This is a genomic window from Pandoraea captiosa (assembly GCF_902459775.1).
Lineage (GTDB): Bacteria > Pseudomonadota > Gammaproteobacteria > Burkholderiales > Burkholderiaceae > Pandoraea > Pandoraea captiosa.
The window spans coordinates 49,918-66,499 of sequence record NZ_CABPSQ010000016.1 but is presented as its reverse complement, the minus strand read 5'-3'; the positions used below and the strand labels follow the sequence as shown (position 1 = coordinate 66,499).

At 61.5% G+C, this 16,582-nt stretch carries 14 protein-coding genes; 6 read left to right on the top strand and 8 right to left on the bottom strand.

The window, feature by feature from the left end; all coding sequences use genetic code 11:
• The coding region (locus PCA31118_RS24905) for a Rossmann-fold NAD(P)-binding domain-containing protein (protein ID WP_484549325.1) at nucleotides 1-461 on the bottom strand (461 nt) is incomplete at its 3' end.
• Nucleotides 462-503: 42 nt separating this feature from the next.
• Nucleotides 504-878, bottom strand: a complete 375-nt coding sequence (locus PCA31118_RS24900) for an HAD family hydrolase (protein WP_052810940.1) — start codon at nucleotides 876-878, stop codon at nucleotides 504-506.
• A 349-nt stretch (nucleotides 879-1,227) separates the two neighbouring features.
• Here PCA31118_RS24900 and PCA31118_RS24895 point away from each other — a divergent pair, with 349 nt between their 5' ends.
• Nucleotides 1,228-2,184 carry a LysR family transcriptional regulator gene (locus PCA31118_RS24895; protein WP_150627638.1) on the top strand — a complete coding sequence of 319 codons (957 nt, stop codon included), beginning with the start codon at nucleotides 1,228-1,230 and terminating at the stop codon, nucleotides 2,182-2,184.
• A gap of 178 nt (nucleotides 2,185-2,362) precedes the next feature.
• On the opposite strand, the gene PCA31118_RS24890 is transcribed toward PCA31118_RS24895, so the two are convergent.
• The 6 genes from PCA31118_RS24890 to oxlT form a co-directional block, all read right to left on the bottom strand.
• On the bottom strand, nucleotides 2,363-3,136 hold the full coding sequence (locus PCA31118_RS24890; RefSeq protein ID WP_150627637.1) for a fumarylacetoacetate hydrolase family protein: 774 nt from the start codon (nucleotides 3,134-3,136) through the stop codon (nucleotides 2,363-2,365).
• Between the two features lie 188 nt (nucleotides 3,137-3,324).
• On the bottom strand, nucleotides 3,325-4,572 hold the full coding sequence (gene frc / locus PCA31118_RS24885) for a formyl-CoA transferase (protein WP_150627636.1): 1,248 nt from the start codon (nucleotides 4,570-4,572) through the stop codon (nucleotides 3,325-3,327).
• Between the two features lie 586 nt (nucleotides 4,573-5,158).
• Complete coding sequence (locus PCA31118_RS24880) at nucleotides 5,159-5,599, bottom strand: PAS domain-containing protein (RefSeq protein ID WP_150627635.1); 441 nt, start codon at nucleotides 5,597-5,599, stop codon at nucleotides 5,159-5,161.
• Nucleotides 5,600-5,886: 287 nt separating this feature from the next.
• On the bottom strand, nucleotides 5,887-7,137 hold the full coding sequence (frc, locus tag PCA31118_RS24875; protein WP_150627634.1) for a formyl-CoA transferase: 1,251 nt from the start codon (nucleotides 7,135-7,137) through the stop codon (nucleotides 5,887-5,889).
• A gap of 27 nt (nucleotides 7,138-7,164) precedes the next feature.
• Complete coding sequence (gene oxc / locus PCA31118_RS24870) at nucleotides 7,165-8,943, bottom strand: oxalyl-CoA decarboxylase (protein WP_237165269.1); 1,779 nt, start codon at nucleotides 8,941-8,943, stop codon at nucleotides 7,165-7,167.
• 216 nt (nucleotides 8,944-9,159) lie between these two features.
• Complete coding sequence (oxlT, locus tag PCA31118_RS24865; protein ID WP_150627633.1) at nucleotides 9,160-10,506, bottom strand: oxalate/formate MFS antiporter; 1,347 nt, start codon at nucleotides 10,504-10,506, stop codon at nucleotides 9,160-9,162.
• A 761-nt stretch (nucleotides 10,507-11,267) separates the two neighbouring features.
• Here oxlT and PCA31118_RS24860 point away from each other — a divergent pair.
• The 5 genes from PCA31118_RS24860 (at nucleotide 11,268) to PCA31118_RS24840 (ending at nucleotide 16,577) form a co-directional block, all read left to right on the top strand.
• Nucleotides 11,268-12,281: a 2-dehydropantoate 2-reductase gene (locus tag PCA31118_RS24860; protein ID WP_150627632.1), complete on the top strand. Its 1,014-nt coding sequence runs from the start codon at nucleotides 11,268-11,270 to the stop codon at nucleotides 12,279-12,281.
• Nucleotides 12,282-12,933: 652 nt separating this feature from the next.
• Complete coding sequence (locus tag PCA31118_RS24855; protein ID WP_044455082.1) at nucleotides 12,934-13,152, top strand: hypothetical protein; 219 nt, start codon at nucleotides 12,934-12,936, stop codon at nucleotides 13,150-13,152.
• 29 nt (nucleotides 13,153-13,181) lie between these two features.
• Complete coding sequence (locus PCA31118_RS24850) at nucleotides 13,182-13,895, top strand: GntR family transcriptional regulator (protein WP_044455081.1); 714 nt, start codon at nucleotides 13,182-13,184, stop codon at nucleotides 13,893-13,895.
• Nucleotides 13,896-14,526: 631 nt separating this feature from the next.
• Nucleotides 14,527-14,994 (top strand): formate dehydrogenase subunit gamma, encoded by a 468-nt coding sequence (locus tag PCA31118_RS24845; protein ID WP_150627631.1) that lies wholly within the window; start codon nucleotides 14,527-14,529, stop codon nucleotides 14,992-14,994.
• On the top strand, nucleotides 14,991-16,577 hold the full coding sequence (locus PCA31118_RS24840; protein ID WP_150627630.1) for a formate dehydrogenase beta subunit: 1,587 nt from the start codon (nucleotides 14,991-14,993) through the stop codon (nucleotides 16,575-16,577). Before PCA31118_RS24845 ends, PCA31118_RS24840 begins: the two co-directional genes overlap by 4 nt.
• Nucleotides 16,578-16,582 lie beyond the last annotated feature (5 nt).

The window sequence follows — 16,582 nt, the reverse complement described above, 5'->3', positions numbered from 1 at the left end:
ATCGGCATGAAGCGTTGATAGAGGTTCGCCGCGAGCATCACGGCCTTGTAGCCGGCGATGTTGGCCTGCGAGGAGAGTACGTCCATGCTCTGCGCGCGCGTGGTGCGCGGTGCGGCTTCCAGCGCGAAGCCGATGATCCCGGCCGCCGCCATGCGCGCGTTGTTTTCGGCATCGAACGGATTGAGCATGCCGACGACCACTGCGCCGCGGCGCATCTGGGCAATCTCGGCCACCGACGGCGCACGCACCTTCAGCACCATCTCCGCACCGAACGCTTCGGCGGCACTACCGCTCGACGCACCGGCAGCGACAAACGCCGCGTCCGGCACGCTCGCCGCCTCACCGGCGCCATGCTCCACGGTGACGCGATGACCTGCGCTCACCAGCTTCTTCACCGTTTCCGGTGTGGCCGCGACGCGGGATTCGCCGCCGGCCGTCTCCTTTGGAATGCCAATATGCATAGTTATTGTCTCGGGGTCTGAGCCCCTGTCGTGTTGTGAAACTCAGGCCGCTGCGGCTCGCGGCGCCTGCATCGAACGGCCTTCATTGGCCGCTTCGAAGCAACGCACCTTCGTGCAGTGAATCAGGTCGCAAAGGAATTCCGGCTCGTAGGCGCGCAGCAGGTGCGGCTGATGTCCGTCGAGGTAGGCCCCGATCATCGTCAGCTCGGCCATGCGCAACGCCTGCGCCGAAGCGCCTTCGAGATACGCCAGCGGCAAATCCTGGTTGCCGGTGGTATGCAGCAAACGGGTGTAGGTGTGGTTATCCCAATACCAGTCCAGACCCAGTTCGACGAATGCGTTGTTGAACGCGTGCAGATGAGCGTTGGCAACCGGTGCCAGGGCGGCGGGTTTGATATGCGATTCGATGACCGACATGATGGCGTCTCCCAAAATAGTGATCGTCCAAACCCGCGCAATGCCTGACGTGACGACGCTGCCTCTGCTGCTCCGGCTGCCGCGACTCACGCTGCCAATCCTGCCAAAGCTGCGCTCTTCGCCTTGCTGTCACACCACTTTCATGCGGGCTGCCATTGCAGATTACGCAGCCCGACATATAAAAGACAGTTAAAGTTAATTATGCAAACCATCAACGATTACTTATACTTCCCGAATACCGTGACGCGCAGACAAGCGACGTCTTAAAGCCTCATTCAGGCCTCATTCGGGCCTCATTCACGCCTCATTCAAGCGTGACTCAAACCCTTTCCAACCGGATGCCCGCCGCATGAAACACGCCACGCTGCGCCAACTGAAAGTCTTCGAGGCCGTCGCGCGCCATCTGAGCTTTTCGCGCGCCGCCGAAGAACTTCACCTCACGCAACCGGCCGTCTCGACACAGGTCAAGCAACTTGAGACCCATGCCGGACTGCCGCTCTTCGAGCAGCTCGGCAAGAAGATCTTCCTGACCCCGGCGGGCAGCGAAATGCTCCACTACAGTCGTGCGATCATTGCGCTCTTTCGCGAAACCGAAGAGGCGATGGATCACCTCAAGGGCATTACCGGAGGCAAGCTCAACGTCGCCGTCATCAGCGCCGGCGACTACTTCTTCCCGCGACTGCTCGCCGCATTTACCGTGCGCCATCCCGGCGTCACCCTCAATCTCACGGTGCATAACCGCGAGGAACTGCTGCGTCAGTTGACCGAGAACCTGACGGACCTGGCGGTGATGGTGCGACCGCCCCACGAAATCGACACGATCAACGAAGCATTTGCGCCTCATCCTTACATCATCGTGGCGCCGCCCGACCATCCCCTCGCCGGACAGAAGCAGATTCCGTTCTCGCGACTCACGCAAGAGCCGTTCATCAGTCGCGAGCGCGGGTCCGACACCTGGAACTCCCTGCAAGACGCCTTCGGCCATCGCACGCAACAACTCAAAATTGCGATGGAGATCGCCAGCACGGAGACCATCAAGCAAGCCGTGGTGGCGGGCATGGGAATCAGCTTCCTGTCCGCCCACACCGTCGGCATGGAGCTACAGACGGGCCAGTTGACGGTGCTCGACGTACAGGGCTTTCCGGCATGGCAAAGCTGGTACGTCGTGCATCGTCGCAGCAAGCGCCTGCCACCGGTCGCCCTCGCCTTCCGTCAATTCCTGCTCTCGGAAGGCGCCGCGCTCATCGACGGCATGATGGCCTACAAAAGCGCCGTGCCGCCGCCCGCAGGCAGCGACACGAAATAGGCCGCAACGGCTTGCCCGGCCAGGCAGATCGTTCGGATCGTTCCGGTCTGCCGAATGAAAAAGGGCGATCGACTCAGGCCATTGCCACCCCGGCCGACCACCGTGAAATCGGTTGCGTTTGCGTTGAATTGCGTTGAAGTGCGTTGGGTTGCGTTGCATCGAATGCGAAGCGCGACGATCACCCGCCCATGCGGTTGGCAAGCGTGCCCAGTCCGTCGATGCTCACCTCCACCAGCGAGCCCTCTTTCATCGAGCCCACGCCGATCGACGTGCCCACCGCAATCACATCGCCGGGCAGCAACGTCATGTCCTGAGACAGGCGTGCAACGATCTGCCACGGGTTGAAGATCATGTCCGCCAGCGGATAACGTTGGCGCTGCGTGCCGTCGAGCGTCGTGATCAGCTCGGCCTCGCGCCAGTCGAAGTCCTCGGCGATGAACGGGCCCACACAGCCGAACGTGTCGAACCCCTTGGCGCGCGTCCACTGTGCGAAATTGCCGTCCTGTTCGATGATTTCAGCGGCCGTAACGTCGTTGACCAGGGTGTAGCCGAGGATGTAATCGCGCGCCGCCGCCTCGCTCACGTTGCTCGCCGGCTTGCCGATCACGATACCCAGCTCGCCCTCGAAGACGATCTTCCCGGCATACGACGCCGGGCGTCGAATCACGGCCTCGGGACCGTTGAGCGTGGTCGCAGGCTTGATGAGAAACAGCGGATGCGACGGCGCGGCCTTGCCGAGCTTTGCGCCGAGCGCGTGAAAGTTGTTCCACAGCGCCACGATTTTCGACGGCTCGCAAGGACACAGCAGATCGACCGCGTCGCGCGCAATCGTCGCGCCCGTGGCCACCGGCTGATCGTAGAGATCGCCGCGATGTTCGAGGATGTGATCGCCCTGCAACAGGCCAAAGCCGATGCGACCATGTGCAGTTTTGAAACGGGTCCAGAGCTTCATGCGTTTGCCATTCCTTTTGCGATGAGGCGGCGCGGCAAGGTTCGCCGACGGCACGCTTCACGCGATGTCTTGAGGTCATTGACGTCTGTCCGATACCGGCCTTGTGCGCGGTGTGGATCTGGCACGGATTCGCGTAGCGGCGGGCGTGACAGATTCGCGATCACGCCCGCGGTCGCTCGCCTCGCGCATCAGACCGCGCCGATCTCGCGCAGCGCCGCGATCTGCTGCTTGCTGTAGCCGAACTCCGAGAGCACGTCGTCCGTGTGCTCGCCGAGCAGCGGCGAGCGCTCCACATGCGTGGGGCTGTCGGAGAGCTTGATCGGGTTGCCCACGGTGAGGTACTTGCCACGCGTCGGGTGATCGACTTCGACGATGGTGCCGGTCTCGCGCAGCGACATGTCTTCGGCGATTTCCTTCATCGAGAGAATCGGACCGCACGGAATGTCGTACTCGTTGAGAATGCGCATGACCTCGAATTTGGTCTTGGTCACCGTCCACTGTTCGATCGTGTCGAAGATCTCGCGAAGTCGCGGCAGCCGCGCACGCGGCGTCGCGTAGTCCGGATGCTCCACCCACTCCGGCTTGCCGATCACCTTGCAGATCGAGCCCCACACGGGCGCCTGCGTAATGAAATAGATGTAAGCGTTCGGATCCGTTTCCCAGCCCTTGCACTTGAGAATCCAGCCAGGCTGGCCGCCGCCCGAGGCATTCCCGGCGCGCGGCACGGCGTCGCCGAACTGCCCGTTCGGATACTGCGGATACTCCTCCATCACGCGCGCGCGCTCCAGGCGCTGCTGGTCGCGCAACTTGACCCGGCAAAGGTTGAGCACACCGTCCTGCATGGCGGTCAGCACGCGCTGGCCCTGCCCGGTCATGGTGCGCTGATAGAGCGCCGTGACAATGCCCAACGCCAGATGCAGGCCCGTACCGGAATCGCCGATTTGCGCGCCCGTCACCATGGGCGGGCCGTCATCGAAACCGGTCGTCGACGCTGCGCCGCCCACGCACTGCGCCACGTTCTCGTAGACCTTGCAGTCCTGATACGGGCCCGGGCCGAAGCCCTTGACGGAAGCGACGATCATGCGCGGGTTGAGCGAATGAATGTGTTCCCAGGTGAAACCCATGCGATCGAGGGCGCCCGGCGCGAAGTTCTCCACGAGCACGTCGCAGTCGCGAATCATGCGCTCGAGCACCGCCTTGCCCTCCGGATGCTTCGTATCGAGCGTGATGGAGCGCTTGTTGCTGTTGAGCATCGTGAAGTACAGGCTGTCGGCGTCGGGAATGTCGCGCAGCTGATCGCGCGTGACATCACCGTGGCCTGCGCGTTCGATCTTGATCACGTCTGCACCGAACCACGCCAGCAACTGCGTACACGTTGGACCGGACTGCACATGCGTGAAGTCGAGAATGCGCACACCTTCGAGTGCCTTTCCCATGGTTTGTCTCCTCCTGATGCGACGGCGTTTATGTAATGGGTGTGCGAGGGACGCCGTTGAACGCCTTGGCGTTTCGAGGGCGGCAATGTCGCGGGCCTCGCCGGATCTGACAAGGGTTGTCGCCTCTTCGGGCGCCATGCCGTTTGTCGATCGAATCTTGTGATATACGGTATTTCATACACGATATTTTATCAACGGCTTTTTGTTGCCAATGCGATTTGCTGTAGCGCGACAATTCCTCGCATGAATCTCGCAAAAGCCCATTGGTAAAGGCACTCCGCATTGCAACAACGGAATGCACCGGACCGGCGGCTACGGGTTTACAGGCATGTGTCACCGCGATGAAATCCGGCGGCTTGATGAAGGCCCGTTATCAATGGCGCGTGAATATATTGAATACAGAATACTTATTGCTTCGCCGCTCACTCCCCGGCAGACCATGCGAACCGCGCGAAGCGACAAAAAAAGCACCGGTGCGCATTGCGCAACGGTGCTCTTTCTCGGCAGTGTCCCGGCAGCCGCTGTTTCGCCCGCCTCGTTGACAAGACGCTTTGCGTCCTGCCCGGGAATCCCGTAATCCCGTGAATCAGCTGGCTGTCGCGGCCAGCTTCGCCTCCAGTTCGGTCACGCGTTTGCGCAGCTGACGATCTTCCTGGAAGCGTGCCGTTTCATCGCGAATCACGGCCACGATGCCGGTCACCTCGCCACGCTCGCCATGCAGCAGCGCCACGGTGAAGGCGATCGACATCGCACGGCCATCCTTGTGTGCCGCAGGAACCTTGAGCAGATCGCTGCCGTACTTGGTCTGCCCGGTGGCCATGGTCTTTGCGTAACCCTCGTTGTGACGTGCGCGCAGGCGGCCGGGGATGATGATGTCGAGCGGCTGCCCGACGGCTTCCGCCGCGGAGAAACCGAACATTTTCTCCGCGCCCGAATTCCAGAGCGTGATGATGTTCGACGGGTCGGCGACGACAATGGCGTCGCCCACCACCTGTACGAGCTGATTGACGTCCACGGATGCGCTCATGATGTCTCCAAGAGTCTTGTGAGGAATGCGATCGGTACGGATCGAACAAATTGAACGAGTCGAACGAACGGAACGACTGGAACGAATGGCTGGACGATCCCGTCTCCGCCAAACATGCAGATAAATTACATCAATTAGAGGGCAACGCGGTCCCGAAAATGAAAATGGGTGCCCGCTCCACGCGGAGCCGCACCCATGAATCCTTGCCTGCGACCGCGCGCACGGTCGCCGCCCAAAGGCGGCAACCGGACTTGCGGCATGTCTGCTCGTATTGGCGCTAAGCGAACTTAGACCGAACGGGCAGCGTGCAGGTGAGCGATCTGGTCCTTGCTGTAGCCCAGTTCGGCCAGGATCTCGTCGGTGTGCTCACCCAGCAGCGGCGAACCCGTAATTTCCGGCTTCAGGCCCGAGAACTTGATCGGGCTGCCGACGGTCAGGTACGAGCCACGCTCCTTGTGCGGCACTTCGACGATCGTGCCCGAGGCGCGCAGCGACGGATCGTTGGCGATTTCCTTCATCGAGAGCACCGGGGCGCACGGGATGTCGAACTTGCGCAGGATATCGACCGCTTCGTACTTCGTCTTGTCGGCCAGCCATTCTTCGATGGTCGCGAAGATATCGAAGATGTGCGGTTGACGGGCTTGCGCCGTTGCGTAGTTCGGATCGCTGATCCACTCCGGCTTGCCCAGTGCGCGGCAGATCGGCTCCCAGGCGTGACCTTGAATCGTGAAGTAGATGTAAGCGTTCGGGTCCGTTTCCCAGCCCTTGCACTTGAGCACCCAACCCGGCTGACCGCCGCCGCCGGCGTTACCGCCACGCGGCACGACATCGGTGAACTCGCCATGCGGGTACTGCGGATACTCTTCGAGATAGCCTACACGGTCCAGACGCTGTTGGTCGCGCAGCTTCACGCGGCACAGGTTGATGACCGAGTCCTGCATCGAGACGGCCACCTTCTGGCCACGCCCCGTCTGGCCGCGGCCGATAAGCGCGGTCAGAATGCCGATGGCCAGGTGCATGCCGGTGTTGCTGTCGCCCAGCGCTGCGGCCGACACCGTCGGAGGACCGTCCCAGAAGCCCGTCGTCGACGCTGCGCCGCCGGCGCACTGCGCCACGTTCTCATAGACCTTCAGGTCATCGTAGTGGTGGCCGTCCGAGAAGCCCTTGACCGATGCCACGATGAGCTTCGGGTTGAGCTCGCTCAGGCGCTCCCACGTGAAGCCCATGCGGTCCAGCGCGCCCGGTGCGAAGTTCTCGACCAGAACGTCCGACTCCTTCACCAGCTTCTCGAGCACTTCCTTGCCTTCCGGCGTCTTCGTGTCCAGCGTCAGCGAGCGCTTGTTGCTGTTGAGCATCGTGAAGTACAAGGCATCGGCATCGGGGATGTCGCGCAGCTGGCTGCGCGTCACGTCGCCCGAACCCGGGCGTTCCACCTTGATCACGTCAGCGCCGAACCATGCCAGCAGCTGGGTACAGGCGGGGCCGGCCTGCACGTGCGTGAAGTCGATGATCTTGATTCCTTCGAGGGGTTTGCTCATGTCATGTCTCCTTGATTGACTCGGCACTTACTTTTTCATTGCCGCGCTTTGCGGATTCAGATTCGTCAGACGGCCGCTTTCCGTACCGGCGGACTCGTCGATCACAGCGTTGATGAGCGTGGGCTTGCCCGAAGCGATGGATTCCTCCAGCGCGCGGGTCAGCTCGGCAGGCGTGGTCACGTTGTAACCAATGCCACCGAATGCTTCGATCATCTTGTCGTAGCGCGCGCCCTTGACGAACACCGTCGGGGCCACGTCCTTGCCGCCCGTCGGGTTCACATCGGTGCCGCGGTACACGCCGTTGTTATTGAAGATGATGGTGGTCACCGGCAGCTCGTAGCGGCAAATGGTTTCCAGTTCCATGCCGCTGAAGCCGAACGCGCTGTCGCCTTCGATGGCCACGACCGGCAGACCGCTGGTGACGGCTGCACCGATGGCGAAGCCCATGCCGATGCCCATCACGCCCCACGTACCCGAGTCGAAGCGCTTGCGCGGCTGATACTGGTCGATGATGCTGCGCGCGTAGTCGAGCGTATTCGCCCCTTCGTTGACGAGGTTGATGTCGGGATGCTTCTTGAGAACATCGCGGATCGCGCCGAGTGCGCTGTGGAAGTTCATCGGCGACGGGTTCTGCGCCAGCGTTGCCGCCATCTTCGCCAGGTTCTTGTTCTTGCGCTCCGCAATCGCGCCGGTCCACTCGGCCGACGGCTTGCCGAAGTTGGCGTCGATGCCGCCGAGCAGTGCCTTGACGCACGAGCCGATGTCACCGATCACCGGTGCCGCAATGGCGACGTTGCTGTCGATTTCCGTCGGCGAGATGTCGATCTGCACGAACTTCTTCGGTGCGGCGCCCCAGGTCTTGCCCTTGCCGTGCGCGAGCAGCCAGTTCAGACGCGCGCCGATCAGCACCACGACATCGGCCTCTTGCAGCACGAACGAGCGCGCAGCGGCAGCCGATTGTTCATGCGTGTCGGGCAGCAGGCCCTTAGCCATCGACATCGGCAGGTACGGAATGCCGGTCTTCTCGATGAGTGCGCGGATATCTTCGTCGGCCTGAGCGTACGATGCGCCCTTGCCCAGCAGGATCAGCGGACGCTTGGCGCCCTTGATGACATCGAGCGCGCGCTGCACGGCGTCTTGCGCCGGGATCTGACGCGGTGCGGCGTCGATCACGCGAATCAGCGAATCCTTGGCCTTCTGTGCATCGATGGTCTGGGACAGCAACTTGGCCGGCAGGTCCAGATAGACGCCGCCCGGACGGCCCGAGACGGCTGCGCGAATCGCGCGGGCCAGGCCCACGCCGATGTCTTCGGCGTGCAGCACGCGGTAGGCCGCCTTGCAATACGGCTTGGCCGCATTGAGCTGATCCATTTCTTCGTAATCACCCTGCTGCAAGTCGACGATCTCACGCTCGCTCGAGCCGCTGATGAGAATCATCGGGAAGCAGTTGGTGGTCGCGTTGGCCAGGGCCGTCAGGCCGTTCAGGAAGCCCGGTGCGGACACCGTCAGGCAGATGCCCGGCTTTTGCGTCATGTAGCCGGCGATAGCGGCCGCATGGCCTGCATGTTGTTCGTGGCGAAAGCCGATGAAGCGCAGGCCTTCGGCTTGTGCAAGACGCGCCAGATCGGTGATGGGAATCCCCACCAGTCCGAAGATGGTGTCGATGTCGTTCGCTTTCAGGGCATCGATGACCAGATGGAAGCCATCGGTCGTTGCTGCCTCGGACACGATGTTCGCGTGTCGGCTGTTGTCTTCGAGCGTATCGTTTTCCGCCTTGCCGACTGGCACGGTCATCGCAATGGACATAATTCTCTCCTCCAATTTTTCCGGTTTCAGTGTTGCGTCGTCTTGTCTGACGATTAGTGGGTATTCCTTTACTGCTTCTCTACTTGCTCCCCCGGTCGTGCAACCGAACCAGTGACGGTTCACGTTGCACGCCGGTCAAACATGTCGCTAATCAAGCCAGCCAGTCTGCTTTCTACTTAGTACTACTTAACGTCAAGGTGACGTATCCCGTTCGCTTTACGTGGTGCTGCGGCTCAGATCCGCGGCTTTCACGACCGGCTCGCTCGATTCCGCCTTGTAGTCGGTCGCGTAACGCTGTGCCAGACGGGCACGCATCGGCTTGAGCACGAACAAGGCAAGGAAGGCTGCGAAGGCGTTCATCGCGCAAGCAATCATGAACACGGCCTGCCAGCTACCGGTCGACACGGTGATGATGCTCGAGAACGGCACCAGCAACGCAGCGGTTCCCTTCGCGGTGTACAGCATGCCCGCGTTGGTAGCGGCGTACTTCGACCCATACGTATCGGCGCACGTCGCCGGGAACAGGCTGTAGATCTCACCCCAGGCGAAGAACACCAGACCGGTCAGGATCACGAAGGCAACCGGGTGCTGGCCGAACTTCGCCAGCGCGTAAATCCCCGCCGCTTCCATCGCAAACGCGATGAACATCGTGTTTTCCCGTCCGATCTTGTCCGAGATCCAGCCGAACACCGGACGCGTCACCCCGTTGAGCACACGGTCGATGGCCAGTGCGAAGGTGAGTGCGGGCAGCGTAAGACCGAGAATCGAGACCGGCGCCTGATCGAGGCCGTAGTCCTTGGCGATCGGGCCGAGCTGAGCCGTGGCCATCAGGCCGCCTGCGGCCATCAGTACGAACATCAGATACATCAGCCAGAACACCGGGGAGCGCATGACTTCCGTCGGCTTGGCGTTGTAGCGCATTGCGCCCGGCGCCAGCTTCTTGAGCGCTTCGATCGATGCCGGCGGATTGGCAAGCGCCAGACCCAGCAACAGCACGATGATCCCCTGCCCCAGACCGAAGGTCAGGAACGTGTTCTCATATCCGCTCGACTTGATCATGTTGGCGATCGGCACCACGGTCAGTGCCGAACCGGCGCCGAAACCGGCAGCCGTCAGGCCCGCAGCCAGGCCGCGGCGATCCGGGAACCACTTCAGCGCGTTGCCCACGCAGGTGCCATACACCGCACCGGCGCCCACACCGCCGACCGCCGCTGCGAAATAAAGCATCGGCAGCGACGATGCATAGGCGTTGAGCACCCATGCGATACCGCACAACAGACCGCCGCCGACGACCACCGGGCGCGGGCCGAACTTGTCGACCAGATACCCTTCGATCGGCACCAGCCAGGTTTCCGTCACGACGAAAATCGTGAACGCCACCTGAATGGCCGTACGGCCCCAACCATACTTCTCGTCGATCGGGTTGACGAACAGCGTCCACCCATATTGCAAGTTGGCGATCATCGCCATGCAGATCACGCCGAACACGAGCTGGACCCACGGGCTCGCGAACGGTGACTGCTTACCGTGTTGCTTTGTCGTCTCCACTTGTACCTCCTCCATCGGTTTTCAGTTGTTTGGCAGCTTCACAACAACAACACCTTCCGGATGGGGTCTACGCCCCCTGGGTATGCTTTACGAGGTCTTAGCCTCGTCGACTTGTCTCTGATGCCTGTGGGAGTCCATTGCATCTCCCGCAAATATACCGAACGAAATATACGATATATCAGATATAAGTCAACACTAATTTATTGCTGTCCTCGTTTTCCTCCTCGCGTGCCGAAGTCGTTTTCGTCCATTGCAGCGAAAACAACCACGGCACGCGAGGCACTGTCCTAAGTGGCGGCTAGATACAGTAACGCAACTGTAGGACGGAGCGCCGCAACAACGCAATGCGAAAACACTAAGGAGTTAACCTGATCCGAGAAGCTTGTCCGACAAGGCGCTCAGGCCTTTTATATCGGGCTCCTTGCGAATTTTTAAAACGAGCACAAAGTGATATTTCTGTGAATTTCACTCACAAGAAAACATCATCCCCGCATTCGCTCACCCGCTGTAACACGCCGTAATAATTCAGTTGACGCGACCGCCAGGGCATTTCACAAGTGCAATTCATGCCCGCCCCGCTCACACATCCCATGGGCTCCAAAACGCCCTTTTTCTCGCGTCTGCGGGGAAACCATGAGAGCAAATGCCCCACGAAGGCTTGGCGCTATTCTCCTTGTGATATACGATATACAACATTTGGTATTAGAAGAATCATAAGAATAAAGCGGCCCAATACCAGGCCCGGGTTTCGATTGACCTTTGGAGGGAGAGACTTCATGAAGATTTGCATCTATGGCGCCGGCGCCATCGGCGGTTATCTCGGCGTGCAACTCGCGCGCGCCGGAGCCGATGTCAGCCTGGTGGCACGTGGACCGCACTTGGCGGCCATGCGCGAGAACGGACTCAAGTTGCTCATCGATGGCGAAGAACGTGTCGCCCATCTGCGCTGCACCGACGATGCGCGCGAACTCGGGCATCAGGACTACGTGATCATCGCCCTCAAGGCACACTCGGTACCGTCGGTACTCGATGCGATGCAGCCGCTGATCGGCCCGAATACGGCCGTGGTCACGGCCGTGAACGGTATTCCCTACTGGTACTTCTACAAACACGGCGGCGCGCTCGAAGGCACCACGCTCGAGAGCATCGACCCGGGCGGTCGCCAGTGGCGCGAGCTCGGCCCCGAGCGCGCCATCGGCTGCGTGGTCTATCCGGCCACGGAAGTCGTCGCACCGGGTGTGATCCAGCACGTCTACGGCAACAAGTTCCCGCTCGGCGAAGCCAGCGGCGAGCGTACCGAGCGGGTGGAAAAGCTCTCGCAAATGATGATCGCCGGCGGGCTCGACGCACCGATTCGCGAAAACATTCGCGACGAGATCTGGCTCAAGCTCTGGGGCAACCTGTGCTTCAACCCGATCTCCGCGCTCACGCATGCCACGCTCGACATCATCGCGAGCGACCCGGGCACCCGGGCCGTGGCGCGCGCCATGATGCTCGAAGCCAAAGCGATTGGCGACAAGTTCGGCGTGCACTTCCGCGTGGACGTGGAGCGTCGCATCAACGGCGCGGGCGCGGTCGGCGCGCACAAGACCTCGATGCTTCAGGATCTGGAGCGCGATCGCGCGATGGAAATCGACCCGCTGGTCTCTGTCGTGCAGGAGATGGGACGTCTGGCCAATGTGCCGACGCCGACGCTCGACGTTGTGCTTGCGCTCATCAAACAGCGCGAATTCATGACTCGCCCCGACGCCGTTGCCGCCGCACAGGAACGTCTGGCGAAGGCCGCCTGATCTGCGTGTCCCGCCTGGCGTGCGTGACTGCGCTGCGTCATCGGACTGTCCGGCAAGGGCCGACGCCGGCGTTGTATCCCGGAGACAGCACGAACACGAGGTATACCCGCGGCGCAGATCATCGCGCCTCGGTGAAAGCCACGCTGTCTATCTATATATAGAGGGCGACGCAGCGAGGTCGAAAAGGCCGTGTCGATAGCGTCAGCGTCTGCTCCCGAATCGGCTTGTCGTGCCGCCACCGGCCTTCCGGTCGCGGCCGATTTTTTGTCGGATCCCTGCGCGTTCCGAACGAACGTCGGCAGAACCGGATGTGGTTTCGCGGCAACGCAATAAACTGCATTTGCCCCACCCGAACGCTTTACCTGAATGAATGAAAATCGCGCGCGTCGTCCGCGTCCCGAAATCCGCACCATTGCAAGCTGCACGGACATCCGAGGAGGTGCATCGCCATTATCGACGTCATGAACAGTATCGGAAAAAGAGACAAATCCGAGCCGGGTAAGGGCAGTGTGACCTGAAGAACGTCCCGAAAAACGATAAATTTTGATATTCGGTATGTGGTATATCTTGAGACTTGTTGCGGCGCGACATACAATGCAAAGCAAGTTCTCCCCCACAACACGACCCGTCAACTTTTATCTGGAGTGTCACCATGTTAGTCGCTGCCCTTACTCTGCTTGCCCTGGCTTCCGCCCTCGCCGCCGGTGTTGCGATGGTTCACCTGTTCGTCGCCCTGCCCGCCAAAATGCTCGAAAAGGCCGAATCGAATGGCCGTTTCGCTTATCTGGCGGAAACCACGCAGGCAAATGAATCGGGTAAACTCGTCTCGAAGCCGGCAACTCTCGTGGGGCAGCAAGCATTGCGCCTCTGAAGGGGCCGTAATACCTAGGAGACTATTGCATGTCCCTGATCACCCCAACTCCGGTGCGCGTGACGCCACTCGCACTGGAGCCGATCGACACCACTACGAGTTTTCGTAATCAGGCGTATGCGCTGCTGAAAAAAGCCATCGCCGATGCCGATATCTATAACCAGAAGGAAGAGATTCGCCTGGACGAGCGTCAGCTCATCCAGGTGCTTGGCGTTTCGCGCACGCCGATTCGCGAGGCCATGACCTTGCTGGAACAGGAAGGCTTCTTGCGTACCGTGCCGCGCCGCGGCATCTTCATCATCCGCAAGACCAAGCGTGAAATCGTCGAAATGATTCAGATGTGGGCCGCCCTGGAGGGCATGTCCGCGCGTCTGGCGACGCAAAATGCGAGCGACGAAGAGATTGCCAAGCTACGTCACTTGTTCGATGAGTTCGTCAATGCCCCGCCGACGGATCATATTGAAGAGTATTCCGACGCGAACATCGATTTCCATCAGGCATTGATCAATCTCGGCGGCTCGCAGGCGATTGCCAATACGATCAAGAACCTGTTCATTCACGTTCGTGCGATTCGCAAGGTGACGATCGCTCAGAACGACCGGGCAGCGCGCTCGATCGTCGACCATCTGAAGATCATTACCGCATTGGAGAAGCGCGACACGGAACTCGCCGAAAAACTGGCGCGCGACCACACGCTGGGTTTGGCTGCCTTCGTCGAAGAACACTGCGACTTCCTCGAATAATCGATCGGCCTGAACGATCGATGTCTGCACGACGCGTGCGCCACGCGTCTGCGAAAGCGCCAGTGACATGGAAATGCCACTGGCTTTTTTCTTGCCCCGTCGCGCCGCTCGTTGCAGCTCGCCCTTGCCGCTCCCGCCCCTCCGCCCCTCCGCCCGTCGGCCCTTCCAGTCCTTTCGGTCCCTCCGGTCCTGCCGATCGTCCCGGCTCTTCCAGCCCTTCCAGACCATCCGGCTCTCCCGCCTCTGCTAGCTCTCCCACTTTGCGCGGCCCCTGCCCGTCGCACCTCACGCAGCTTCCCTTGCACACCTCATCGGCACCGGCGTTCCGAATTGGGGTAAACGATCCCGCGAAAGCGCTTGCCATGCTATTGCACGTATACCGTATATGATATATCGTGTTTCACATACTGACCGAAGGTTGACGAAGTCAGCAACGGGCGAGAGACCGACCCCGTGCGGCATATGGTGGGGGCTATGTGTCGCACGTTCATACGGTGCCGCGCTGATCGCTAGACCCGAGCAGCGTCTCCGTATGTGACCAATGGGTCTCTCGCCCCGGGGCAGGAAAAAAACATATCACCACCCTCAGGCATGCCGTTCCCCACGGCGGGCCGCTCAGGAGACATCAGCCATGCGCGAGGCTTTTTCCATCGCGACGGTGCAAGCGATTCTGGATACTCATGCCGCTCAGGAAGGCCCCCTTCTGCCGATCCTCCATGACGTCCAGGACGCTTTCGGCTACGTTCCCCCGGACGCCGTATCCGTCATCGCCAACGCCCTCAATCTGTCTCGCGCCGAAGTCCATGGCGTGATCACGTTCTATCACCACTTCCGCACCAGCCCGCCGCCGCGACACGTCGTTCAGATCTGTCGCGCAGAGGCGTGCCAGAGCATGGGCGCCGATGCACTCGTCGCGCACGCAGAACGTGTGTTGGGTTGCGCGATGCACGGTCATAGCGGCGATGTCGCACTCGAACCGGTGTATTGCCTCGGTCAGTGCGCCACCTCGCCTGCCATCACGATCGACGACAAGCTGCACGCGCGCGTCACCCCCGAGAAATTCGACCGTCTGGTCGCCCGCGCCAAGGATGCCGTATGAGCCAGTCCGCCACGCCCAGCAAGGTGCGCCTCTACCTTCCCCGCGACTCCGCCGCCCTCGCTCTGGGCGCCGACGAGGTCGCGCAAGCCATCGTCGCGCAAGCCGCCGAGCGCGGCATCGATATCGACCTGATCCGCAACGGCACGCGCGGCATGCTGTGGCTCGAACCGTTGCTTGAAGTCGTGACACCCGCAGGTCGCGTCGCTTATGGCCCCGTCGATGTCGACGACGTCGCAAGCCTGTTCGACGCGAACGTGACGAGTGGCGGCGACCACCCGCTGGCCCTCGGCCTGACCGAAGAGATTCCATACTTCAAGAACCAGGAACGTCTGACGTTCGCCCGTGTAGGCGTCACCGACCCCGTCTCGGTCGACGACTATGTCGCGCACGAGGGATATCGCGGCCTGCGCAACGCGCTCGCGCTCGACGGCGCAGCCATCGTCGCGCAGGTCACGGAATCCGGCCTGCGCGGTCGCGGCGGTGCGGCATTCCCGACCGGCATCAAATGGAAGACAGTGCTCAATACGCCCGCCGCGCAAAAGTACATCGTGTGCAACGCGGACGAAGGCGATTCGGGCACGTTCGCGGACCGCATGCTGATGGAAGGCGACCCGCTCGTGCTGGTCGAAGGCATGACGATTGCCGGTATCGCCGTGGGCGCGACGCGCGGCTACATCTACGTGCGCAGCGAATATCCGCACTCCATTGACGTGCTGAACGAGGCCATCGCGAACGCCAACAAGGCGGGCTACCTGGGGGAGAACATTCTCGGCTCGGGTCAGACCTTCCACCTGGAAGTGCGCAAGGCAGCGGGTGCTTACGTCTGCGGCGAAGAAACGGCACTGCTCGAGAGCCTCGAAGGCAAGCGCGGCGTGGTGCGCGCCAAGCCGCCATTGCCCGCCATCGAAGGTCTCTTTGGCCTGCCGACGGTCATCAACAACGTGATCTCGCTCGCCTCGGTGCCGATCATCATGGATCGCGGCGCCGAGTTCTACAAGAATTTCGGCATGGGGCGCTCGCGAGGCACCCTGCCCATCCAGCTCGCGGGCAACATCAAGCACGGCGGCCTCATCGAGAAAGCCTTCGGTGTCACGCTGCGCGAAATTCTGTACGACTACGGCGGCGGATCGATCACCGGCCGCCCACTGCGCGCCGTGCAGGTCGGCGGCCCGCTGGGGTCGTACCTGCCCGAATCGCAGTGGGACACGCCGCTCGACTACGAAGCCTTTGCCTCGCTCTGGGCCGTGCTCGGCCACGGCGGCATCGTGGCGCACGACGACACCGTCGATCTCGCCAGGCTTGCGCGCTACGCGATGGAGTTCTGCACCATCGAATCGTGCGGCAAGTGCACACCGTGTCGCATCGGCTCGACGCGCGGCGTCGAGGTCATGGACAAGATCATCGACGGCCGCGACCGTCCCAAGCAGATCAAACTGCTGCGCGACTTGTGCGACACGATGCTCAACGGCTCGCTGTGCGCCATGGGCGGCATGACGCCCTACCCCGTGCTGTCTGCGCTGAATCATTTCCCCGAAGACTTCGGCGCGGCCGAACCGTCGAATCTGCCGACCAAGGCCGCCTAGGAGAG

Bases quoted from the DNA above. Each gene is read 5' to 3' on its own strand.
- oxlT (WP_150627633.1), bottom strand. From the start codon at position 10,506: ATGGAGGAGGTACAAGTGGAGACGACAAAGCAACACGGTAAGCAGTCA.
- PCA31118_RS24900 (WP_052810940.1), bottom strand. From the start codon at position 878: ATGTCGGTCATCGAATCGCATATCAAACCCGCCGCCCTGGCACCGGTT.
- PCA31118_RS24840 (WP_150627630.1), top strand. From the start codon at position 14,991: ATGAGCCAGTCCGCCACGCCCAGCAAGGTGCGCCTCTACCTTCCCCGC.
- PCA31118_RS24860 (WP_150627632.1), top strand. From the start codon at position 11,268: ATGAAGATTTGCATCTATGGCGCCGGCGCCATCGGCGGTTATCTCGGC.
- PCA31118_RS24880 (WP_150627635.1), bottom strand. From the start codon at position 5,599: ATGAGCGCATCCGTGGACGTCAATCAGCTCGTACAGGTGGTGGGCGAC.
- PCA31118_RS24890 (WP_150627637.1), bottom strand. From the start codon at position 3,136: ATGAAGCTCTGGACCCGTTTCAAAACTGCACATGGTCGCATCGGCTTT.
- PCA31118_RS24855 (WP_044455082.1), top strand. From the start codon at position 12,934: ATGTTAGTCGCTGCCCTTACTCTGCTTGCCCTGGCTTCCGCCCTCGCC.
- frc (WP_150627636.1), bottom strand. From the start codon at position 4,572: ATGGGAAAGGCACTCGAAGGTGTGCGCATTCTCGACTTCACGCATGTG.
- PCA31118_RS24850 (WP_044455081.1), top strand. From the start codon at position 13,182: ATGTCCCTGATCACCCCAACTCCGGTGCGCGTGACGCCACTCGCACTG.
- PCA31118_RS24895 (WP_150627638.1), top strand. From the start codon at position 1,228: ATGAAACACGCCACGCTGCGCCAACTGAAAGTCTTCGAGGCCGTCGCG.
- frc (WP_150627634.1), bottom strand. From the start codon at position 7,137: ATGAGCAAACCCCTCGAAGGAATCAAGATCATCGACTTCACGCACGTG.
- oxc (WP_237165269.1), bottom strand. From the start codon at position 8,943: ATGTCCATTGCGATGACCGTGCCAGTCGGCAAGGCGGAAAACGATACG.
- PCA31118_RS24845 (WP_150627631.1), top strand. From the start codon at position 14,527: ATGCGCGAGGCTTTTTCCATCGCGACGGTGCAAGCGATTCTGGATACT.